The 20,360-nt window shown below is 72.4% G+C and carries 18 protein-coding genes; 10 read left to right on the forward strand and 8 right to left on the reverse strand.

Annotated elements, in window-relative coordinates:
• Positions 1 to 26: 26 nt before the first annotated feature.
• From ACLJPL_RS08945 to ACLJPL_RS08955, 3 genes are all read right to left on the reverse strand, one after another.
• Positions 27 to 1,793, reverse strand: coding sequence for a discoidin domain-containing protein (locus ACLJPL_RS08945; protein WP_411080197.1), 1,767 nt, complete (start codon positions 1,791 to 1,793; stop codon positions 27 to 29).
• Positions 1,794 to 1,919: 126 nt separating this feature from the next.
• On the reverse strand, positions 1,920 to 3,038 hold the full coding sequence (locus ACLJPL_RS08950) for a DUF1996 domain-containing protein (RefSeq protein WP_411080198.1): 1,119 nt from the start codon (positions 3,036 to 3,038) through the stop codon (positions 1,920 to 1,922).
• A 384-nt stretch (positions 3,039 to 3,422) separates the two neighbouring features.
• On the reverse strand, positions 3,423 to 4,574 hold the full coding sequence (locus ACLJPL_RS08955; protein WP_411080199.1) for a S1 family peptidase: 1,152 nt from the start codon (positions 4,572 to 4,574) through the stop codon (positions 3,423 to 3,425).
• 274 nt (positions 4,575 to 4,848) lie between these two features.
• Between ACLJPL_RS08955 and ACLJPL_RS08960 the strand changes: the two genes are divergently transcribed.
• Together ACLJPL_RS08960 and ACLJPL_RS08965 are read left to right on the forward strand one after the other, a co-directional pair.
• The gene (locus ACLJPL_RS08960; RefSeq protein WP_411080200.1) at positions 4,849 to 5,880 is read left to right on the forward strand and encodes an SCO7460 family lipoprotein; all 1,032 of its coding nucleotides are present in this window, start codon (positions 4,849 to 4,851) and stop codon (positions 5,878 to 5,880) included.
• 193 nt (positions 5,881 to 6,073) lie between these two features.
• Positions 6,074 to 6,523: a DUF6083 domain-containing protein gene (locus ACLJPL_RS08965; protein ID WP_411080201.1), complete on the forward strand. Its 450-nt coding sequence runs from the start codon at positions 6,074 to 6,076 to the stop codon at positions 6,521 to 6,523.
• A gap of 319 nt (positions 6,524 to 6,842) precedes the next feature.
• Here ACLJPL_RS08965 and ACLJPL_RS08970 read toward each other — a convergent pair whose 3' ends face one another.
• Positions 6,843 to 8,318, reverse strand: coding sequence for a UDP-N-acetylmuramoyl-L-alanyl-D-glutamate--2,6-diaminopimelate ligase (locus ACLJPL_RS08970; protein ID WP_411080202.1), 1,476 nt, complete (start codon positions 8,316 to 8,318; stop codon positions 6,843 to 6,845).
• Between the two features lie 218 nt (positions 8,319 to 8,536).
• Positions 8,537 to 8,677, reverse strand: a complete 141-nt coding sequence (locus ACLJPL_RS08975) for a hypothetical protein (protein WP_411080203.1) — start codon at positions 8,675 to 8,677, stop codon at positions 8,537 to 8,539.
• Between the two features lie 418 nt (positions 8,678 to 9,095).
• On the opposite strand from ACLJPL_RS08975, the gene ACLJPL_RS08980 reads away from it, so the two are divergent.
• From ACLJPL_RS08980 to ACLJPL_RS09000, 5 genes are all read left to right on the forward strand, one after another.
• The gene (locus tag ACLJPL_RS08980) at positions 9,096 to 9,632 is read left to right on the forward strand and encodes a DUF5709 domain-containing protein (protein ID WP_411080204.1); all 537 of its coding nucleotides are present in this window, start codon (positions 9,096 to 9,098) and stop codon (positions 9,630 to 9,632) included.
• 125 nt (positions 9,633 to 9,757) lie between these two features.
• Entirely contained in the window at positions 9,758 to 11,200 is a 1,443-nt protein-coding gene (gndA, locus tag ACLJPL_RS08985; RefSeq protein WP_411080205.1) for an NADP-dependent phosphogluconate dehydrogenase, read from the forward strand.
• Positions 11,201 to 11,346: 146 nt separating this feature from the next.
• On the forward strand, positions 11,347 to 12,417 hold the full coding sequence (locus ACLJPL_RS08990; protein ID WP_411080206.1) for a Dyp-type peroxidase: 1,071 nt from the start codon (positions 11,347 to 11,349) through the stop codon (positions 12,415 to 12,417).
• Complete coding sequence (locus ACLJPL_RS08995; protein ID WP_411080207.1) at positions 12,417 to 13,214, forward strand: family 1 encapsulin nanocompartment shell protein; 798 nt, start codon at positions 12,417 to 12,419, stop codon at positions 13,212 to 13,214. Before ACLJPL_RS08990 ends, ACLJPL_RS08995 begins: the two co-directional genes overlap by 1 nt.
• A 35-nt stretch (positions 13,215 to 13,249) precedes the next feature.
• Entirely contained in the window at positions 13,250 to 14,701 is a 1,452-nt protein-coding gene (locus ACLJPL_RS09000; RefSeq protein WP_411080208.1) for a diaminopimelate decarboxylase, read from the forward strand.
• A 412-nt stretch (positions 14,702 to 15,113) separates the two neighbouring features.
• Here ACLJPL_RS09000 and ACLJPL_RS09005 read toward each other — a convergent pair whose 3' ends face one another.
• Together ACLJPL_RS09005 and panD are read right to left on the reverse strand one after the other, a co-directional pair.
• On the reverse strand, positions 15,114 to 15,467 hold the full coding sequence (locus ACLJPL_RS09005; protein WP_411080209.1) for a GNAT family N-acetyltransferase: 354 nt from the start codon (positions 15,465 to 15,467) through the stop codon (positions 15,114 to 15,116).
• Positions 15,468 to 15,508: 41 nt separating this feature from the next.
• Positions 15,509 to 15,934: an aspartate 1-decarboxylase gene (gene panD, locus ACLJPL_RS09010; RefSeq protein ID WP_411080210.1), complete on the reverse strand. Its 426-nt coding sequence runs from the start codon at positions 15,932 to 15,934 to the stop codon at positions 15,509 to 15,511.
• Between the two features lie 522 nt (positions 15,935 to 16,456).
• Here panD and ACLJPL_RS09015 point away from each other — a divergent pair.
• Positions 16,457 to 16,873: a hypothetical protein gene (locus tag ACLJPL_RS09015; RefSeq protein WP_411080211.1), complete on the forward strand. Its 417-nt coding sequence runs from the start codon at positions 16,457 to 16,459 to the stop codon at positions 16,871 to 16,873.
• On the opposite strand, the gene ACLJPL_RS09020 is transcribed toward ACLJPL_RS09015, so the two are convergent.
• Positions 16,863 to 17,672, reverse strand: a complete 810-nt coding sequence (locus ACLJPL_RS09020; protein ID WP_411080212.1) for a helix-turn-helix domain-containing protein — start codon at positions 17,670 to 17,672, stop codon at positions 16,863 to 16,865. The two genes, ACLJPL_RS09015 and ACLJPL_RS09020, sit on opposite strands and share 11 nt — an antisense overlap.
• Positions 17,673 to 17,961: 289 nt before the next feature.
• Between ACLJPL_RS09020 and ACLJPL_RS09025 the strand changes: the two genes are divergently transcribed.
• Both ACLJPL_RS09025 and ACLJPL_RS09030 read left to right on the forward strand, forming a co-directional pair.
• A complete protein-coding gene (locus ACLJPL_RS09025; RefSeq protein WP_411080213.1) occupies positions 17,962 to 18,195 on the forward strand; it encodes a hypothetical protein in 234 nt (77 codons plus the stop codon).
• A gap of 214 nt (positions 18,196 to 18,409) precedes the next feature.
• Positions 18,410 to 20,200, forward strand: a complete 1,791-nt coding sequence (locus tag ACLJPL_RS09030) for a hypothetical protein (protein WP_411080214.1) — start codon at positions 18,410 to 18,412, stop codon at positions 20,198 to 20,200.
• The last annotated feature ends 160 nt before the right edge of the window (positions 20,201 to 20,360 follow it).

The following is a 20,360-nucleotide window of genomic DNA, read 5'->3' on the forward strand; positions in this document are numbered from 1 at the left end:
GCGGCAGGTCTCGCCGGCCGGCGGGGTCAGCGGCGGTAGACGCCGAACTCGTAGAGCGAGTTGCCCCACCCGGTGCCGCGCTCGGAGGTGTTCACGCGAACGTAGCGGCCGCTTCCGGCCACCTCGATGTCGTCGATGCCGCCGTTGCCCGCCCGCTCGGTGTGGACGGTGGTCCAGTCCTGGCCGTTCGGGGAGGTCTGGACGGTGTAGCCCTTGGCGTAGGCGCCCTCCCAGGCCAGCTGCACGTGGTCGAAGGAGGTGCTGGCGCCCAGATCGACCTGGATCCACTCCTGGTCGGTCCAGTCACTGGCCCAGCGCGTGGCGAAGGACCCGTCGACGGCGTTGGACGCCGGGCAGGGGCAGCCGACGCTGTCCGGCTGGAAGGACGAGGCCGTGGCGGTCCTGCCGAGGGCCAGGTTGACGCCTTCGACCTGCGGCGGCACGACCTTGAAGGACGCGGTCTCGATGCCGACGTTGCCGCGCCCGTCCGTCGACTTCAGGTAGACCTTCCAGACGCCGAGCTTGTCCGGTGCGGTCACGTCGAAGGTCCCGTCGCCCCGGTCGGTGAAGGCGGCGTCCGTCAAGTGGCCGCTGTCGTCGATGTACTTGGAGCTGAACAGCACCTGGTGGCTGAGCGCGTCGCCGTCCGGGTCGGTGACCGAGGCGTTCACCCGGAACGTCCGGCCGGCCGGCACGGCGGTGGCGTCGTCGACGCCGAACCCGCTGATGACGGGCGGGGTGTTGTCACCCGAGGTGTCGGCGCCGTACGCCTCCTTCACCGCGTAGTACGACAGCCTCTTCTGGCCCGCGGGCAGCAGGTTGAACCACACGCCCCCGAAGTCGTACTCGGTGCCGTAGTGGAAGAGCGTCGCCCCGAGCGAGACTCCGGGGTGCCCCTGGACGCAGTCCCAAGCGCTCTTGTATCCCGCCGCCTTCGCCGCGTCGGCAGGTTCCTCCGGTACGCCGTTGACGTCGTCCGGCACCTCCCACTCGCCGGCGGGCCCGCCCTCGGTCACGATGTAGGGCTTGTCGTAGCCGCCGCTCTCCCAGGTGGAGCGGATGTCGCAGACGGCGTCGTAGGAGTTGATGGCGTACAGGTCGAGGTCGGGCGCGTTCTTCTTGTAGTACGGCCAGGCCCCGGTCCAGGCGTCGGACGAGGTGACCGGGTGGTCGGGGTCGACTTCGTGGATCTTCTTGGCGATGTCGTTGACGAACGTGGTGTACGCGTCGCGCTGCCGCTCCAGGGCCTCGCCGCTGTAGCAGTTCTGAAGGCCGAGCACCGACTCGTTGCCGACGTTCCACATGAGGACGCCCTCATGGTCCTTGTACGTCTCCACCCACCGGGGGAACTCGGCGAGCATGTCGTTCTTGTAGGCGGTGTCCGTCAGGTAGTTCACGCATCCGCCGCTGCCGGGGCCGCCGCCGGGCTGTAGCCAGAACCCGGCGATCACCTTGATGCCGTTCGCCGCCGCGCTGTCCAGAAGGGGCTTCGTGGTGGCGTCCGTGCCCCACGTACGGATCGTGTTGACGCCCATCGACTTCACGTCGGGCATGTACTGCCCGGCGTCCGCGACGGACGGGCCCCAGGTCAGGCCCTTCACGGTGTACGGCGAGCCGTCCACGGTCAACTGCCAGTCGCCCTGCGAGCCGGTCACCTTCACGACGCTGCCCGCCGCGTGGGCGGCGGGCGCCGGGAGGGCGGCCAGGGCGCCGGCCAGGAGTGCGGCGGCGGCGAGACGTGCGGTGGTGCGACGGAGGGCCTGGGACGGCCGCCGGGGAGGGGGGAGGTTCATGGGGAAGGGCTCCTCAGTGGGGAAGGGGCTGGAGAAGGAGGAAGAGTGCAGGAGAGCGCTCTCTCCCGTAGGCGGGGTGCGCCCACGGGAGAGAGCGCTCAAGGACCGGTCGGGCAGTCGACTCGGTCAGGGCAGCTCGTAGTTCTCGTCCAGGGCGGCGCCCCGGCCGGGATTGTTCTCGTCGTAGCCCCGGGCGTTGCACTGGAGACCGCCGACGACGCAGTGGTCGACCAGGGCCTTGAGCGTGGCGTCGTCCCAGGCGTTGAAGAAGTCGTAGTGGAAGGAGTAGCCGGTTCCGCTGGCCAGCCTCACCTGCGACATGTCCCCGTTGACCGGCCACGCCATCTTGAACTCGATCATCGGCAGGGCGACCGGGTGGCTCGCCGGGCAGACGTCCTGATTGGCCCCCATCACGATCGGATAGGCCATGTGGGACTTGTGATCAGGGGTGTCCAGGTGCTTCCCGTCCCAGCAACTGGGGGCCTGCATACGAAGGTTGAGCTGGGTGTCCGGACTGGTGGGGCAGACGGCCGGGAAGTCGTAGTTGTGGTAGCTCTCACCGCACTCGTACCCCTCGACCATGCCGGGGTGGTCGCGGAACTCGGCGGCGGTCTGGGTCGGGCTGCCGACGACGAACCGCAGCCCCTTGGGGAAGGGGCGGACCGTGCGGTAGTCCGTGACTCCCGCCTTGTAGTAGATGGTCTGCGGCCCGATGGGGCGGATCGCCTCGTTCCCGTTGAAGAGCGTCGGCATCCAGTACGCCGACAGGTCGCCCGGGGCCACGCAAGCCGTCCCGCCCGCGCTCAGGGAGGCGGTGGTGCTGCTCGCGTTCGTGGTGTCGTTCCCCATGAACGTGTGATCGTGCGACGCGCCGGCCCGGCCCGGGTAGACGATCGGGTCGTCCGGAGCGGTGTGGGTGACCGAACAGTTCGCCTGGAACTCGTGGAAGTAGCGGTGCGGCGGTATCTCCTGGGACGGTTCCACGCCGGTGACCGGCGGGTTCGCCGGAATGTAGCCGTCGCCGTCCGGGTCGTCCCCGAAGGCCACGGGCTCGGCCGCCGCCATCGTGTGCCCCCGCATGACATGGGACGCCGCGGGGGGCGGATCGGCCGCGGACCGGGGGGCGGCGCCGGTCGCGGTGGCCCCGGCGTTCGTGATCGCGGTCAGCCCCAGGGCCACCAGGGCCAGGGCGGTCGCCACGATCAACGCGGACACCAGGGTCGTTCTGCTGAATCTTGTCGCCATGCGGACCTCCATGCCGCTCTGCATCCATGCACGTCGGGTGCACGGTGGGGGGAGAGTTGAGCTGGACGGTGCAGCCAGGAGGGAGCACCGCCGCCCGCACTCCCCCAGCCGGTGACGGGTGGGGAACCGAGACGGGAGAGCGCTCTCCGAGGCGCTGCCAGTGTTACGCCGACGCTGAGAGGGTGTCAATAGCTTGTGAACGATGCGCCACGCGAAGGGCGTTGGGGTTACGGGCGGTTGCCTCGGCGGGACCGCGCCACCCGGGGAGGGGCGGAAGGAAGCCGACGTACGGAAGCGGCCCCGCCCTTGGGATTCGCCCGGGCGGGGCCGCTTCCGTACGTCGGAGGGAGTCGCCCACCCCGGCGGGTGGGCGACTCCCCCGGCTCACGCGGTGTGCAGCCTCAATCCGTAGCGGTTGAGGATCTCGTTGACCGGCTGGTACCAGGTCTCACCGCCGCTGCTGCAGTTGCCCCAGCCACCCGAGGTGACGCCCTGGGCCTGGTCACCGCTGATGAACGAGCCGCCGGAGTCGCCGCCCTGGGCGCAGACGCTCGTCTTGGTCATCTGGTGCACCGCGCCCTGGCTGTAGTTGACGGTCTCGTTCTTGGCGAGGACGCGGCCGCAGTGCCAGCGGGTCGTGGAGCCGGAGCGGCAGATCGACGCCCCGATCGGAGCCTCGTTCGAGCCACGGACCAGCTGGTCGGGGACGGTGCCCCAGCCGAGGACGACGGGGACGGTCCACCAGCCGCTGCCGACGTTCACCCAGGCGTAGTCGTCGCCGGGGAAGGACGAGCCCTGGAAGTTGCCGATGTACGAGTTGTCCCAGCCCCGGACCTGCTGGCCGACGCCCCCGCAGTGCCCGGCGGTGACGAAGCCGCCGTGCACCGAGAAGCCGATCGAGCAGCGGACGTTGCCGGTGTAGTACGGGTCGCCGCCGACCGTGCCGGCGGCGAAGGTCTGCGGGGCCTCGGCGGTCCGCTCGACCGTGACGGGCCCGGCCTTGCGGGCCTTGGCGACAAAGGCGCGGACATCGTTGTCACCCTGTGCGGACGCGACGACGTTGACGATGACGCTGCCGGCCGCCGGATCGACGTGCCAACTGCTCACGCCTGCCGGGGCGGTCAGGGCGTCGATGCGCTTCTTGGCAGCGTCGAGCCGCGCCGCCGAATGCTTGACGAGCCGCGTCCGGGCGCCTGCGGCCTCCACGGCGGCGGCCTTGCCGGCGTCCGTGACGGCCACGGTCAGCTTGCCGGTCGCCGGGTCGAACCACGAGCCGCCGAAGGCGGATCCCGCGGCGCGCCGGGCCTTCGGCTCCAGGGCCGTCGCCGCCTTCTCCTCGGCCAGCCGCGTGCGGGCCTGGCTCTCCGACAGGCCGAGGTCGCGCTCCATGGCGGAGAGCAGGGCCGCCGAGGCGGGGAGTTCGGCGGACTCGTTGGGGGCGGGGGCCGCCGAGGCGGTCGACGGGCCGGCGGCGGTCCAGGCGCCGAGGATCAGGAGTGCGGACAGACCGGTCCGCAGCACGGTTGCGTGTCTCAAGGGAGTGACCCTTCCTTGTTGTTCCAGCTACGTGGGGGTGGAACGGGAGGCGTCCGGGAGCACATCCGGCTGGTGCTTTGAGAGCGCTCTCAGATGCGTCGTCCCGGACTGTAGCGGAGTTCGAAAGTCAGGTCCATGCCAATGACGCGAGGCGGTCCGGAGGAAATGCGCGGTGCGGCCCGGCACCCGGTTTGAGTAGGCGTACTCATCCGGCTCACGGCCACTGGTCCTACTGTCACAGGAACACAGGACACGACGACCCGGGGGAGCGATCATGGCCGGATCACGCCACAGGCGGTGGAGAACCGCGGCCACCTGCGCGCTGGCGGGTTCGCTGGTCGCGCTCCTCGGCGGCTGCGGGATCATCACCACCAAGGAGGACCGGCGGGCGGCGGAGGAGCTGGCCGACAAGCACTTCCCCGGGCGGCTCCAGTCGGTCGAGGCGCGCACGCTCGCTCCCGGATCGGGCGGCTCCGAAGTCACCTTCGCGGTGGCCGACGACCGCGACGCCGTCGTCCGGTTGCGCATCAAGGCGGACGACGGCATGTGCGACCGCAAGGACTGCGCCGGGGTGCTGACGGAGGCGGTGGCGCGCGGACTGGCGGACGCGGCCGCGTTCCGTACGCTGCGGGACGCCTTCGACGCGTGCGGCTACCCGGTCATCGCCCTCGGCCCCACGGGCACGGCGCCCTCTGTGGTGGCCGAGATGACCAACGCCACCGTGGAGAAGGTGCTCGCCGACATCGGGGGCTGCGTCCAGCGGTGGGTCTCCGCGAGCGGGGCCGACAGTCCGTTGGCGAAGGCGAAGGCCGCGTACGTGAACGTGGTCTCCCCCGCCGTCGCCGCGAAGCGCAGCCGCGGCCAGGCTTCCTGGCCCACCGTGATGCGCCTGACCCGCGGCGATCTGCTCGCCTCGCTCACCAGGCACCGCTATCACTCGGCCAGTTACGACATCCACGCCGGCCGGGTCGAGACGCAGGGCAGGGCCCGGGCCGTCCGCCCGTTCCGGCAGAGCCAGGAGTTCGGCAGGACGGTCCAGAAGGCGGTGGGGGAGCAACTGCGCGCCACCTACCCGAACGTGGTCGTGAGCACGTACCAGTGGGTGTGGCGTCTGGAGCCGGGCCGCGTCGACCGGCAGACCGGCTACCGGCTCTTCTGCCCGGAGCCGGACGCGCGGGGCCGGTGCGTCAACAGCGACGACGCGGTTCTGGTGACCACGGACGAGCGGGGCAACCCGGTGGGGAAGATCCGCATCGTGCACGACGTGCGCGACGGCACGGGGGCGTTGCGACTGCCGCCGTACTGACCGAAGTCGACACCCCGACCGCTGACGGGCCGTGGCCCCGCCGCCGCGTCGTATGTCGGCCGTCTCCCGTGGGGCGGGCGGCACTGTCCGCGCCCCATGTGCCATCTGGCGGCGCACCGGGCGCGCCTGCCCCGCCCGGAACGGCCGGATCGCACCCTGTCGCGTCCGACGCCCATTACCGACCCTTGCACTCATGGGGGACGCAGAGAACACCTCGACCTGCCCCGACCGGCCCGACGACGACCCCGACCGCCTCTCCCACGCCTTCCACGCCCTCTTGGAGGGCGCGACCGCGCCACGTCCCCCCGCGCCGCCCGACTGCCCGTACTGCGATCTTCCGCAGGACCGGTACCCCACTCCGTACACCGGTCACTGGGTACTCCTCGAAGCCCGCGTCCTCGTCCCCGCCCACACGGTCCCGCCACGACGGCGGTGGATCATCACCCCGGACGGGACGGCCGTCAACCTGTGGGACGCGGAGCCGCTGCCGGGCACGGTGTGCCGCATCCCTCACCGCATCGCCTGCCCCCTGCTCAGGCCCGAGGACCACTGGCCGTGGGTGACCGCTCTGCGGCACCACAACGGGCAGCGGGCGCAGCGCCTGTTCGAGCTGCCCGAGGAGGACCTCCCGGACACGGGATGACGGCGGCACGGCTCGCGGTTCGGCCCAGCCGGTCCCGCGGCACGAACGGTTGTCCGGACGAGCTGGGGCAGCAGGTCAAAGTCCGAGGCATACGTGGCGAGTTGCCGGTCCGCGGTCACCTTCGCGCTGCTGCCCACGGCGTCCAGGAGCGAGCACTCCTCCGTCGTGCGGCGGACCAGCGGCTCCACCTCCGTGCCGACTCCGGCGGCCAGCGCCTCCAGTGGGCCGGCGGAAGCGGACTCCCGCCCGCGACCGGCCCGTGGAGCGCCGGGTCGTCGTGGCGCCGAACGGCGATGCCGCGCAAGGGAGCCCGGTCCGTCTACTGGCCGATCAGTTCGCGCACCGTGGCCATGTCGCTGAACGGCAGCAGCTCGTCCCCGATGATCTGGTGGGGCTCGCTGCCCTTGCCCGCGATGAGCACGATGTCGGCCGGTCCCGCCGAGGCGAGGGCGCAGGCGATGGCCGGGCGGCGGTCCGTGAACCGTTCGAACGGCGTTCCGGTGCCCGCGATGCCCGGGGCGATCTGGTCGAGGATCGCCTCGGGGTCCTCGTGACGGGGATTGTCCGAGGTGAGGACGCACAGATCGGAATGGGCGCCGGCGATGGCGCCCATCTCGGCGCGCTTGGTGGTGTCGCGGTCGCCGCCGCAGCCGAAGACCGTGATGATCCGGCCCTTGGCGAAGCCCCGGATCGTGGTCAGGACCTTGTTGAGGGAGTCCGGCGAGTGGGCGTAGTCCACGATCACCGAGGCGCCCCCGGGGGTGTGGAGGCGCTCGAAGCGGCCGGGGATCTGCGGCATGCGCTCCAGCGCGTCGACGAGCCCGGCCAGGCCGTGGCCGAGCAGATGGCAGGCGGCCACCGTCGCCAGGGCGTTGGAGACCGAGAACCGGCCCGGGGACGGGATCGCCGCCGGGTACTTCCGGCCGTCGTGGTGCAGGGTGAACCGGGTCCCGGCGGCGTCCACCACCAGGTCGGTCGCCCGGTAGTCCGCCGGGCCGTCCAGCGCGTACGTGGTCACCGCGTCGGGCATCAGCTCCCGGATGCCCGCGCCGACCGGGTCGTCCGCGTTGACGACGGCGCGCCGGCACAGCCCCTGGAAGAGGCGGAGTTTGGCGTCCCGGTAGTGCTCCATGGTGCCGTGGTCGTCAAGGTGGTCCTGCGACAGGTTGGTGAAGACGCCCACGTCGATGAAGGTCCGGTCCAGACGGTGGGTCAGCAGGCCCATCGAGGTGGCCTCCAGGACGACGCTGCCGGCCGCGCTGTCGCGCATACGGCTCAGCAGGTACTGGAGGTCGGGCGATTCGGGGGTGGAGAGCGCCGAGGGCGGCATCGGGATCGGCTCGTCCCCGATCCGGCTGCCGGCGGTGCCGATCACCCCGACCCGCGCGCCCTCGGCGAGCCGGAGCACCGACTCGACCATGTACGAGACCGAGGTCTTGCCGTTGGTCCCGGTGACGGCGATCAGGTCCATCGCGCGCCCCGGCTCACCGAAGTAGCGCGAGGCGATGACGGCCGCGGCCCTGCGGGCGTCCGGCACCCGGATCGCGCAGACGTCGCCCGCCGCCGCGGGGAGAGGTGGCGCCTGCGCGTCGACGACGACGGCTGCCGCGCCGCGGGCGACGGCCGGTGCGACGGCGTCCGGCCCGCCGGCCGCGTGGTCGGGCACCGCGACGAAGACGGAGCCGGGCGTGACCCGGTCCGCGTCGAACGTCGTGCCGGCGGTGATCCTGGTGCGCTTGGGGCTTCCTTGCAGTACGTGGTGGTCCTGCCCGGCCAGTAGGTCGCTCAGCTTCACGGTGGTCCCTTCGAGTGCGGCTCGGCCCGTCTCTGCGGCCGTCGCCGGGCAGCGGCACGGGCGGTGCGCCGTGTGCCGCGTGATGCGTGATGCGTGATGCGTAACGTGATCGGTCGTGCTTGGTGCTCGTGCTTGATGCGATCAGTCGTGCGTGGTGCCGGGGAGCCGGTGGCGGCGGGCCTGAGCATCAGGCCGGGCGCGCGCGGGAGCGAAGATCGCTAGCCGTGGCCGTGCAGCGCGGTACGGCCCGCCCCGGGGGCCGCGTCGGCGGGCTCCGGTGCGGCGGCGACGAGCGCGGCCGGGGGCAGCACGGAGGCGGCCCGGTGCGGGCACTTCCCCAGTTCGGCGCTACGACCCATGAGCCGAGTGTACGTGCGGCACGGCGTGCCCCGGCCCGCTCGGGACGGGGCGGGACGGAGCCGGGCCCGTAGGAGCCTCGGCCGGGAGGGGCCGCCACGAGTGCCGGGCGGGGCGGTCAGGGCGCGTCGGGGACACGGGGCAGGTGATCCCGTGGACACCTCCGTACGTAACGGCTCGACGCGCCTATGTGCCGACTCCACGCGCCTACTTACCAGCTCCACGCGCTTACGTGCCGGCTCCACGTACATCCGTACCGGCTCGACGCACGTACGAACGAACCCGTCCAGCACGCGTACGAACCGGGTCCGGCGCCCTGCCGCGAAGCTCCGGAATCCGATCTTCCCTTTGCGGCCGAAGCAGGACCGGAGTGGAATTGCGTACAGGGGACAGTGGTCCTCCCCGAGGAAAGGACGCGCCATGAGCGACACCGACTGGGGGGACGAGGTCTACCAGCCTCAGGAGCCGGAGGCTTCCGATCCCGGGGAACAGCTCGGCGCGGAGGACACCCTCCTGGACCCCTCCGGCACCGGCGACCCCCTCGACGAGGGCTATTCGCCGCCGGACCGGCCATGGGCGGTCGACGGGCTCGGCACCACGGCCGCCGAACGGCTCACGGGCGAGTCCCTGGACGCCCGGCTGACCAGGGAACGGCCCGAGACGCCCGGCTTCTCCGGCGACGGGGTGGGCGATCTGGCGGGCGGGGACGGCGAGCTCTGGAACGGCGAGGTCGGCGTCGCCCGCGCCGGGCGGCTGACCCAGCAGGCGGACGGACGGGTTCCGGCCACGCTCACCGCCAGCGATGTGGGGATCGACGGCGCCGCGGCGTCGGCCGAGGAAGCGGCCATGCATGTGATCCCCGAGGACGGGGACGACGAGTCCCTCCTCGACGGTTCGATCCCCGGGAGTCCTCCCACCGACGGACCTCTCACCGCCCAGGAGCAGCCATCCCCGTGAACCGATCGCCCGACCGACCGCCCGACGAACCGTCCATCGGACCGCCCGGCCGACCGCCCGACGGACCACTGGCCTGACCGAACGCCCCGCCCCCGCACGGCCCCCGGAACCGCAGGAGCACACAGATGAGCGGCACTGCCCAGATCGGCGTCACCGGGCTCGCGGTGATGGGCCGCAACCTGGCCCGGAACTTCGCCCGCAACGGCTTCACCGTCGCCGTGCACAACCGCACGACGTCCCGGACCGACGCCCTGGTGGAGGAGTTCGGCGGCGAGGGCGCGTTCGTCGCCGCACGCACCCCCGAGGAGTTCGTCGCCGCCCTGGAGCGGCCCCGGCGTCTGGTGATCATGGTGAAGGCGGGTGATCCCACGGACGCGGTGATCCAGGAGTTCGCGCCGCTGCTGGACGAGGGCGACGTCATCATCGACGGCGGCAACGCCCACTTCGAGGACACCCGCCGCCGGGAGAAGGAGCTGCGCGAGCGCGGTGTCCACTTCGTCGGTGCGGGCATCTCCGGCGGCGAGGAAGGCGCGCTGCACGGGCCGAGCATCATGCCGGGCGGCTCCGCCGAGTCCTACGAGTCGCTGGGCCCGATGCTGGAGAGGATCGCCGCGAAGGCGAAGGACGGGTCCCCGTGCACCGCGCACATCGGTCCGGACGGTGCCGGGCACTTCGTGAAGATGGTCCACAACGGCATCGAGTACGCGGACATGCAGCTGATCGCCGAGGCGTACGACCTGCTGCGCCGGGTCGCCGGGTACTCCCCCGCGCGGATCGCGGAGACCTTCCGGAGCTGGAACACCGGGCGGCTGGACTCGTATCTCATCGAGATCACCGCCGAGGTCCTCGCCCATACGGACGCGGCCACCGGCAGGCCGTTCGTCGACGTCGTGCAGGACCGGGCGGAGCAGAAGGGCACCGGGCGCTGGACGGTGCAGATCGCGCTGGACCTGGGCGTTCCGGTCTCCGGGATCGCGGAGGCGGTCTTCGCCCGGTCGCTGTCGGGCCACGCGGACCTGCGCGAGGCGTCGCGGGAGCTGCCGGGTCCGGTGGCGAAGCCGCTGGAGGGGGCGGGAGCGGCGGCGTTCGCGGACCGGGTGGAGCAGGCCCTGTACGCGTCGAAGGTCGTCTCGTACACGCAGGGCTTCCACCAGATCCGGGCCGGCGGCGAGGCGTACGGCTGGGACGTCGACCTCGGTTCGGTGGCGGCCATCTGGCGGGCGGGCTGCATCATCCGGGCGGCGTTCCTGGACCGCATCCGGGCCGCCTACGACTCCCGGCCCGAGCTGGTGAGCCTGCTGGCCGACGAGGAGTTCGGGCGGGAGATCGGGGCGGCGCAGGACGACTGGCGGGCGGTGGTGGCCGAGGCGGCGCGGCAGGGGGTGCCGACGCCCGGTTTCGCGGCGGCGCTCTCGTACTACGACGGGCTGCGCGCGGACCGGCTGCCCGCGGCGCTCACCCAGGGGCAGCGGGACTTCTTCGGGGCGCACACCTACCGGCGTACGGACCGGGAGGGTTCGTTCCACACGCTGTGGGGCGGGGACCGGTCCGAGGTCGAGGCGGGCTGAGGAGCACCCGCCGGGGGCCTCGCCCGGGCCGCACCGGGGCCGCGTGGCCCCCGCCCGGGCCACCCCGGGTGCGGGGGTCGGCGGGGCGTGGCTTAGTGGGCTGCGAGCCCTGTACCCGCGATCCGCCCGAGGTCTGGAGTGCGCGCATGTCCGAAGCCGTTCCCGATCCCGTCTCGGTCCAGCCCGTGGTGGCTCCGCTGACCAACGCGGCGCTGATCCTGGTCGGCACGATCGAGCCGGGCGGCGAGGGAGCGGTACGGGAGGTGCTGCCCGATCTGGCGGCCGTCGCCCGGTCTCTCGGCTTCCGCTACCCGGACGCGGGGCTCGCCTGTGTGACGGCGTTCGGCTCGTCCGCCTGGGACCGGCTGTTCGGCGGGCCCCGGCCCGCGCACCTCCACCCGTTCCCGGAGTTGCGCGGCCCGCTCCACCACGCGCCCGCGACCCCGGGCGATGTGCTGCTGCACGTCCGGGCCGAGCGGATGGACGTCTGCTTCGCGTGGGCCGCGCAGTTGCTCACCAGGCTCGGCGGGGCGCTGCGGATCGTGGACGAGACGCACGGCTTCCGCTATCTCGACCACCGGGACCTGCTCGGCTTCGTGGACGGTACGGAGAATCCGGTGGGCGACGACGCCCGCTCGGCGGCGCTCGTCGGCGCGGACGACCCGGACTTCGAGGGCGGCAGCTATGTCGTCGTACAGAAGTACCTGCACGATCTGACCTCCTGGAACGCGCTCTGCGTGGAGGAGCAGGAACGCGTCATCGGCCGGACCAAGTTCGACGACGTGGAGTTCCCCGACGAGGACAAGCCCGCCGACTCCCATCTCGCGCTGAACACGATCACCGACCCGGACGGCACGGAACGGGACATCCTGCGGGCGAACATGCCGTTCGGGAACTTCGGGCAGGGCGAGTTCGGCACGTACTTCATCGGGTACGCGGCCGACCCCGACGTCACCGAACGCATGCTCCGCAACATGTTCCTCGGCGATCCGCCCGGTACGCACGACCGCATCCTCGACTTCTCCACGGCGGTCACCGGCTCGCTCTTCTTCGCACCGCGCGCCGGCTTCCTCGACGACCCGCCGCCCCCGCCCGGTCCCCTCCGCGCGACGGAGCGGCCGGAGCAGGAGTCCGCACCGGTCCGGCAGGCGTCCGCGCCGGCCGGTTCTGACCATGGTTCGCTGCGCATCGGCAGCCTCCAGGAAAGCGCCCCGTGATGAACAATCTGCACCGCGAACTCGCACCGATCACCCCCGCCGCCTGGGACGAGATCGAGGAGGAGGCCCGGCGCACGTTCCGCCGTCATGTCGCGGGCCGCCGCGTCGTCGACGTATCCGATCCTCGGGGCCCGGCGCTGGCCGCGGTCGGTGACGGCCATCTGCGCGACATCGACCCGCCCGCGCCGGACGTGATGGCCCGGGCGCGCACGTCGCTGCCGGTCGTCGAGTGGCGGGTGCCGTTCACCGTGACCCGGCAGGCCGTGGACGACGTGGAGCGCGGCTCCGCCGACAGCGACTGGCAGCCGGTGAAGGACGCGGCGCGTACCTGCGCGTTCGCCGAGGACATGGCGGTCATCGACGGTTACGCCGCGGCCGGGATCACCGGTCTGCGGAGCGGCTCGTCGCACGACCCGCTGCCGCTGCCCGCCGACGCGCGGGACTATCCGGTGGCGGTCGGCCAGGCGGTGACGCGGCTGCGGCTGGCGGGGGTCGACGGACCGTACCGGCTGCTGCTGGGCGCGGACGCGTTCACCGAGGCCGCCGAGACGTCCGATCACGGGTATCCGGTCAGGACCCATCTGAGCCGTATCGTGGACGACGAGATCCTGTGGGCGCCCGCGGTCAAGGGCGGGTTGCTGCTCTCCACCCGGGGCGGCGACTTCGAACTCTGCCTGGGCCAGGACCTGTCCATCGGTTACGCCGACCACGACGCCACCCGTGTCCATCTCTACTTCCAGCAGTCCTTCACCTTCCGGATGCTGACGCCGGAGGCGGTGGTCGGGCTCATCGCCTGAGGGGCGGCCGTTCCAGAGTTATCCGCCGAAGACCTGTGGGGGCAGCCATCACCGACTCCGGCCGTACGACACAGACAGCTTCCGCGTCCGCCTCGCCTCCCGCACCCCTCGGACGGCCCGCGGACCGGTTCGACGCGGCCGTCCGAGCCGCCGTCGAGCAGGGGTTGCTGAGCGAGTCCCGCCCGGTCGCCGGGTTCATCGACACGGACGGGGTGCGCGCGTCGGTCGCCGCACTGCGGGAGGCGTTCGCCCACAGCCCCGGGGTGCTGCACACCTTCGCGGCCAAGGCGTCCTCCCTCGTCCCGGTGCTGCGGCTGCTCGCCCGCTGCGGCATGGGGTGCGAGGTGGCGAGCCCGGGTGAGCTGCGGCTCGCCGTGGAGGCCGGTTTCGCACCGGGGACGATCGTCCTGGACTCCCCCGCCAAGACCCGTGAGGAGATCCGGCTCGCGCTCGCCCTGGGCGTGGCCGTCAACGCCGACAGCGTCGACGAACTGCGCCGCATCGACGCGCTGCGGAACCGGGACTCCCCCTCCGTCCTCGGGCTGCGGGTCAATCCGCAGGTGGGCGGTGGCGCGATCGGGCCGATGAGCACGGCGACGGACACCTCGAAGTTCGGGGTGGCGCTGCGCGATCCCGGCGCCCGCGAGGCGGTCGTACGGGCCTTCGAGGCGCGCCCGTGGCTCACCCGGCTGCACGCTCATGTCGGCTCGCAGGGCTGCCCGTTGGAGCTGATCGCGGCCGGAGTGGCGCGGACGTACGAGCTGGCCGAGGAGATCAACGAACGCCTCGGCGTCCAGCAGGTCACCAGCCTCGACATCGGGGGCGGGCTGCCGGTCAACTTCACCGACCACACCGTGCACCCCAGCTACGCCGACTATGTGAAGGCCCTGACGACGGCCGCCCCCGGCCTGTTCTCCGGGCGCTACGCGCTGGTCACCGAGTTCGGCCGGTCGCTGCTCGCGAAGAACGGCTTCATCGGAGCGCGGGTGGAGTACACGAAGGACGCGGGCGGCCGCCGGATCGCCCTCACCCACGCGGGGGCGCAGACCGCCACCCGTACCGTGTTCATGCCCGACGACTGGCCGCTGCGGGTCGGGGCGTTCGGTGCGGACGGGACCCCGAAGAGCGGGCCGGTGCTGGCGCAGGACATCGCGGGGCCCTGCTGCTTCGCGGGCGATGTGGTGGCGCACGGGCGGGAGTTGCCGGAGCTGGCGGAGGGCGACTTCGTCGTGCTGTACGACACGGGGGCGTACTACTTCTCCACCCCGTGGGCGTACAACAGCCTGCCCCGGCCCGCCGTTCACGGCTTCCGCTCCGCCGCCCCGGACGGCGGGGTGACGTTCGCGACGGTGCGGGACGCGCAGTCGATGGACGCGATCGCGGCGGAGAGCGGCCTCGGGCACGCCGACGCGCTGATCGAGCCGGAGGACCGGGACGCGCCTCGTTCCGCCGTGCGCGGGGAGACGCCGGGGCCCGCCCCGGGCTGACCGAGGCGGGCCGGAGCGGCATCACCGCCGCGCCGTGCGCGGACCGGTCGCTCACCCGGCCGGGTTCACCCAGCGGGCTGAGGCTCCGGCTCCGGCGTGGGATCCGGGCCGGGCGCCGGCGGCTGCGGAATCGGATCCGGAGCCGGGCCCGGGGGCACCGGCGCGGGCCCCGGCGGCACGGGCGGCGGGCTCGGCACGGGGGTGGGCGGACCGGGCACGGGCGGAGGCGTCGGCGAGGGCGGTACGGGGTCGGGGTACGGGTGGGTCATCTCGATCCTCCACAACGACATGAAACGGACAGATGGAGCTTTCTCCACCGTCTCTCGCTGCGGCTGCCCGCGCCTGCCGAGTCCACACGTGTCCGGCGGCTCCGCTGGGTCGGAAGATCTCGGTCCGACCCGCTCCGCCGGGCTCAGAACATCTCGGGATGGTCCTTGAGCCGGCGTTTCGCCTCCTGGACGAGGGCGTCCGGGGCCTCGGGCGCCTCGTCGGGGTGGCGCTGCGCCCACGCGGCGGCGTACGGGCACAGCGGCACGACGGGAACGCCTTCCCGGGCCGCGATGGCGTAGAACTCCCGTACGAGTGCTCCGGCGATGCCCTTGCCCTCGTGTTCGGGCCGCACGACCGTGTGCACGGCCACCAGCGCGCCGGGCGCGGGCTCCATGACGAAGTACGCGATGGTTCCGGCGGCCTCTCCGTCCGCGTAGGCCGTGAGCTCGCCGTGTTCCCGGTCGTCCCTGATCTCCGCTGCGGTGTTCTGCGCCATGGCTCCCGCTCTCCTCATCGGTGTGGGTGCGGACGGCGGGCTCACCCGCCCGCGACGACAGCCTGGGGGCTGCGCTCCGTACGGGTTCCGGGCACCGGCGCCGAGGCGTCGGAGCCGAGCTCGACGATCCGGTTGTCCGCGTCGACGTGCACGACCTTCGGGACGAGCGCTCGGGCCTCCGCGTCGTCGACCTGCGCGTAGCTGATCAGGATGACCAGGTCGCCGGGGTGCACGAGGTGTGCGGCCGCGCCGTTGATCCCGATGACTCCGGAGCCGCGCTCGCCCTCGATGACGTACGTCTCCAGGCGGGCGCCGTTGTCTATGTCGACGATATGGACCAGCTCGCCGGGCAGCAGGTCGGCGGCGTCCAGCAGGTCGGCGTCGATCGTCACGGAACCGACGTAGTGCAGATCGGCCTGGGTGACGGTGGCCCGGTGAATCTTGGACTTGAACATGGTGCGAAGCATCGATGCACTCCCACAGTAGGCTCCCCGCCTGCGTTTTCGCAGGTCAAGTGCTGTTTTCCCACCTTACAACGAGTCGCACGTCCGGGCAGCGCTCCTCAGGTCCGCCAGGCCCCCGGCCGACTGCCTGTCGGCCTCGCTGACGCGTCGCCAGGTGGCCTCGGGGGGCACTCGCCCCCCTGAGCCCCACCACGACGACCGCACAAGCCTATGCAGCCATCCCCCGTGGGCGGCTGTGATCACCGTCACCCCGACGAGCCGGCAGCCGTCGCCCGCCTCCAAGGACCCGGGAAGGGCCTCACGGGCTCGATGCGGCACGGCGACCCGCCGCCAACCAGCACGAGTCCGTCGGAGCTTGGAGCCCCGGCCCGGGGACGAGGCCCCGGGGGCCCCATTACCTCTCGCGTAATCGACCCCCGCCGCACCCCGCGGCATCGTGATGGCCGGCGGAACCCGGGCGGCGCGATCCGGTCGGGTCCCGGTCCTTCGCCGCCCCAACCATCCCCCCTTGGAGGGTGATCCGTCATGTCGCAGGCCCTGCTCGTCGGTCTCTCGCGTACCACGCGGCCGCAGTCCGCGCTGCGCCGATTCCTCGCTCTCGACGCCGTCGTCACCGGGGCCAACGGGCTCGCCTACCTCGCCGCCTCCGGGCCGCTCGGTGAGCTGCTCGGCATCGGTTCCCGGCTGCTCCTCGCACTCGGCCTGCTCCTCACCGGGTACGCCGCAGCGGTCGCCTGGGTGGCGAGCCGCCCGGAGCCGCCCGTCCTCGGTGTCAAGGCCGTCGTCGACGTCAACGTCCTCTGGGTCGTGCTGAGCGTCGGCGCGCTCGTCGTCCACCTCGACCCCACCACCGCCGGGCTCGTGTGGATCCCCGTGCAGGCCGCCTTCGTCGCCGGCTTCGCCGGGCTCCAGTGGTTTGCCCTGCGCGCCGCTACCCGCTGAGCGACCGCAGGTACGCGACCGTCGCCGGGTCGGCCGGGAGCAGCGTCTCGATGGCCAGCTCGGCGACCGTCACGTCCGTGGGGGTGTTGAACGTCGAGATCGAGGAGACGAACGACAGCAGCCGCCCGTCGTGCTCGATCCGCATCGGCAGCGCGAAGAAGGGGAACGGCTCGGGATCCTCCCGGTCGCCGGCGTCCGAGGCGCCCTCCGGCAGCGGGTACGCCGACACCTCCTCGTACAGCTCGCGCATCGGCCGGGAGCGGGACAGGGCGATCTGCCGCTCCATCTGGGCCAGCAGATGGCCCCGCCACTCCCGCAGGTTCCGGATCCGCGGCGCCAGGCCCTCCGGGTGGAGCGTGATCCGCATGGCGTTCAGCGGCGGCGTCAGCAGATGCCCCGCCACACCGGAGAGCAGCGCTCCGATGCCCTCGTTCGCCGCCACCACGGTGTAGGAACCGTCCACGACGAGCGCCGGATAGGGGTCGTATCCGCGCAGCAGCTGTCCGATGCCCTCCCGAAGCGTCTCCAGCTGCGGGTCGTCGAGCGCCGACTCCGTGTACCTCGGGGCGTACCCGGCGGCCAGCAGCAGGGCGTTGCGCTCCCGTACGGGGACGTCCAGGTGCTCGGCGAGCCGGAGGACCATCTCCTCGCTCGGCCGGGACCGCCCCGTCTCGATGAACGAGATGTGCCGGGCCGAGGAGTCGGCCCGCAGCGCCAGCGCCAACTGGCTCAGCCGCCGCTCCTCGCGGCAGCCGCGCAGCAGCGGCCCTACTCCCGTGTGGGTGGGCACTGTCGTCATGGCCCGACGCTATCGCAGGCACCGGCCCGGGCATCGCGTCCCGGGGACCGTATCGTCCCCGTGAGCAGCCCCGACCGGGTGCGGACAGGTCCGCAGACCCTTGCGGAGGCAGCGTACGGCGAGCTGTTCCTCGCCCCTGACCACCGTCGCCGCGACTGGTCGTGGCCGTCGCCTTGAGACCTTCGTGAGACTCCGGGGAGCGTTCGGGGTCGTAACGTCGATGGTGTCCGACTCCGACGTGCATCAGGCGTCAACCCGTCTGGATGTACAGGGTATTGAGGGGGAAATCATGGTTCGAGCGATTCGTAGCGGCCTGATCAGCGGTGCGGTGGTCGTGGGCGCGTTGCTGCTGGCGGCGGTCCCGGCCTCGGCGGCGCCCGCGTCAGCCGATACTTCGTCGGGGAAGGTCGTACTGGCCGCCGACCGGAGCACTGCCCAGACGGCTCAGGCGGCCGGCTGCCGGTACGGCGGGTGGATCCAGTACTCGGACGGGACTGTGGTGCACGTCTACATTTGCGACTGACGCATCCGCGATCGAAAGACGGCCCCGGGAGACTCCTGCTCTCCCGGGGCCGTCTTTTGCCAGGGTCGCCCACCCGAGATAATCGTCAGCTCGGACCGCGGCCGGTAGCCCGGTGGGCGCGGTGAAGGTGACCAGGGCTGGGGATCGCACCATGGCAACAGCATCATCCGAGGCCGGGTTACCCAACTCCTCGCAAGCGGCTGTTCGCGACCGAGTGCTCGAGCTTCTCGCGACGGCGGACCAGGCTGCCGTCGTCGACCTCGTCGGACCCCTCGGGTCCGGGAAGACCACCCTTCTGACCGGACTCGCTGACGGGCGGCCCGTCGTCAGCGCCCGGCGGGGAGACCTGAGGGCCGCCCTGGGTCAGACCTCCGACACCGCGCGGCCTGTCGTCTACGTCGACGACGCTGACACACCGGGATTCAGGGGAATCCTGCGGCACGAACTGCGCCGGGCCGGGACAGGGGCGCACGTCGTCCTGGCGAGCAGGAACCCGCTGCCCGACACGTCCACCGTGCTCGTTCCGCGATGGACGGACCCGGAGATCCGCGACCTGGCGATCGCACTCGGCGTCACGGCCGGGCTCGACCTGGTGGTCGCGCTGGCCGGCGGATCGCCCCTGGTCGCGGGCGGGCTGAGCCGGGCGCTGCTGGCGTCCGCCCCGCCGGACGTACCGGGAGCCGTGGCCGACCGGGCGCTGCGCGAGATCCTGGCCGACGTCCCGGTCGACCGCCGCCTGTCCGACGTACTGGACGCGCTGGCCGCCGTGGGGCGGGGGGACGAGGAACTGCTCACCGAACTGGTCGTCCCTCCGGGGGGACCGGACTGGTTCGCGGCGCTCTGCGACGGTGCGCTGATCACGGTGACCGAGTGCGGTCCGGCGGTGGTCGAGCCGTTCCGGACTCTCCTGGACCTCCGGTACCGCTGGCGCCGGCCGATCGCCCACCGTGCCGCGATCTCACTGGCCGCCACCCGCAACCTCCGCTTGTTGGGCGCGACCGCCGACGACACCCGCCGACGCGCGCTGACGGAGCATGCGCTGTTCCTGACCGACGACCCGGTCATCCGGCGCACCCTGTTCCCGCCCCTTCCGAACACGCCGTCCGTCCGGCAGGCCCGCCCCGGCGACCACGAACGGATCGCCGCGCTGGCCCGTCGATGGGCGCGCCGCGGTGGCCACAGCGTCGCCCGCACCAACCGGCTGCTCGATGGGTGGCTCCGGAACACCCCTGACGGATTCCGCGTGGTGTGCGACCCGGACGACCGGGCGGTCGGCATGAGCTACACCCCCTTGCTCACCGACCGGTCCGTGGCCGTGATCGAGCCGATGACCCGCCAGCACACCGACTGGCTGGCCGGCGGGTCCGGCGGGGCGTTCATCGGGATGGCGGCATGCGAGGACGGGCACCCGGACGCGCACTCCGCGCTGCTGCGCCGGATCCTGCTCGACGGCGTCGGGCAGCGGCGGCTGGTGGTGGCCACTCCGTCACCGGACTATCAACAACTGATGCGCAGGCTCGGCTTCGGCTTCGTCGGCGCGGCACATCACGAGCCGTCCGACGGCGGGCAGTCGGCGGAGGTCCACGAACTGGCGTTCACCAGCTCGGACGGCCTGGCGGCGTGGCTCGGCCGCATCGCCGCCACCGGCCTGGCCGGGTCTGTCGCGCGGGATGCGCGGTGGTGCGTGGGGGAGGTCCGCAAGGCTCTGGAGTGCCTCCACGACCCCATCCGCCTGTCCCGGAGCCCCCTGCTGGGCTGGGCCGCGTGCCCGACCGCGCAGGAGCTGCGCGGAACGCTGCTCGACGCGATCGGCAGCCTGATCGCCTCCGACCACCCGCCGACCGCTCAGGCGGGCCGGATCCTGGACGCCTATTACGTGCGCCGCCGGTCCGACCACGTGGGCGTGGCGCACCGCCTGCACCTGAGCCGCGCGACGTACTTCCGCCGCCTGGACCACGGCCTCACCAGGCTTGCCGAGCAGCTGAGGCCGGCGCCGGGCCCGTAGGGACGCGACGGGTGCGCCTGCGGGTGGATGACCGCGATGACCGCCGGCTCGACGGCGGCCCACGGCCCTGCGGCGGCCTGCTCGACCCCGTCTCGTCCTCTGCGGTCGGCCCGCCCGCCCGGGGAGACCGCATGCCGTGCGACGAGTCGCACGTCCCGGG

Origin of the sequence: Streptomyces sp. cmx-18-6 (assembly GCF_046548915.1) — a bacterium.
In the GTDB taxonomy this organism is placed as follows: domain Bacteria; phylum Actinomycetota; class Actinomycetes; order Streptomycetales; family Streptomycetaceae; genus Streptomyces.

Bases quoted from the DNA above. Each gene is read 5' to 3' on its own strand.
- ACLJPL_RS08995 (WP_411080207.1), top strand. From the start codon at position 12,417: ATGAACAATCTGCACCGCGAACTCGCACCGATCACCCCCGCCGCCTGG.
- gndA (WP_411080205.1), top strand. From the start codon at position 9,758: ATGAGCGGCACTGCCCAGATCGGCGTCACCGGGCTCGCGGTGATGGGC.
- ACLJPL_RS08990 (WP_411080206.1), top strand. From the start codon at position 11,347: ATGTCCGAAGCCGTTCCCGATCCCGTCTCGGTCCAGCCCGTGGTGGCT.
- ACLJPL_RS08960 (WP_411080200.1), top strand. From the start codon at position 4,849: ATGGCCGGATCACGCCACAGGCGGTGGAGAACCGCGGCCACCTGCGCG.
- panD (WP_411080210.1), bottom strand. From the start codon at position 15,934: ATGCTTCGCACCATGTTCAAGTCCAAGATTCACCGGGCCACCGTCACC.
- ACLJPL_RS08945 (WP_411080197.1), bottom strand. From the start codon at position 1,793: ATGAACCTCCCCCCTCCCCGGCGGCCGTCCCAGGCCCTCCGTCGCACC.
- ACLJPL_RS09005 (WP_411080209.1), bottom strand. From the start codon at position 15,467: ATGGCGCAGAACACCGCAGCGGAGATCAGGGACGACCGGGAACACGGC.
- ACLJPL_RS09020 (WP_411080212.1), bottom strand. From the start codon at position 17,672: ATGACGACAGTGCCCACCCACACGGGAGTAGGGCCGCTGCTGCGCGGC.
- ACLJPL_RS09015 (WP_411080211.1), top strand. From the start codon at position 16,457: ATGTCGCAGGCCCTGCTCGTCGGTCTCTCGCGTACCACGCGGCCGCAG.
- ACLJPL_RS08965 (WP_411080201.1), top strand. From the start codon at position 6,074: ATGGGGGACGCAGAGAACACCTCGACCTGCCCCGACCGGCCCGACGAC.
- ACLJPL_RS09025 (WP_411080213.1), top strand. From the start codon at position 17,962: ATGGTTCGAGCGATTCGTAGCGGCCTGATCAGCGGTGCGGTGGTCGTG.
- ACLJPL_RS08975 (WP_411080203.1), bottom strand. From the start codon at position 8,677: ATGGGTCGTAGCGCCGAACTGGGGAAGTGCCCGCACCGGGCCGCCTCC.
- ACLJPL_RS08950 (WP_411080198.1), bottom strand. From the start codon at position 3,038: ATGGCGACAAGATTCAGCAGAACGACCCTGGTGTCCGCGTTGATCGTG.
- ACLJPL_RS08980 (WP_411080204.1), top strand. From the start codon at position 9,096: ATGAGCGACACCGACTGGGGGGACGAGGTCTACCAGCCTCAGGAGCCG.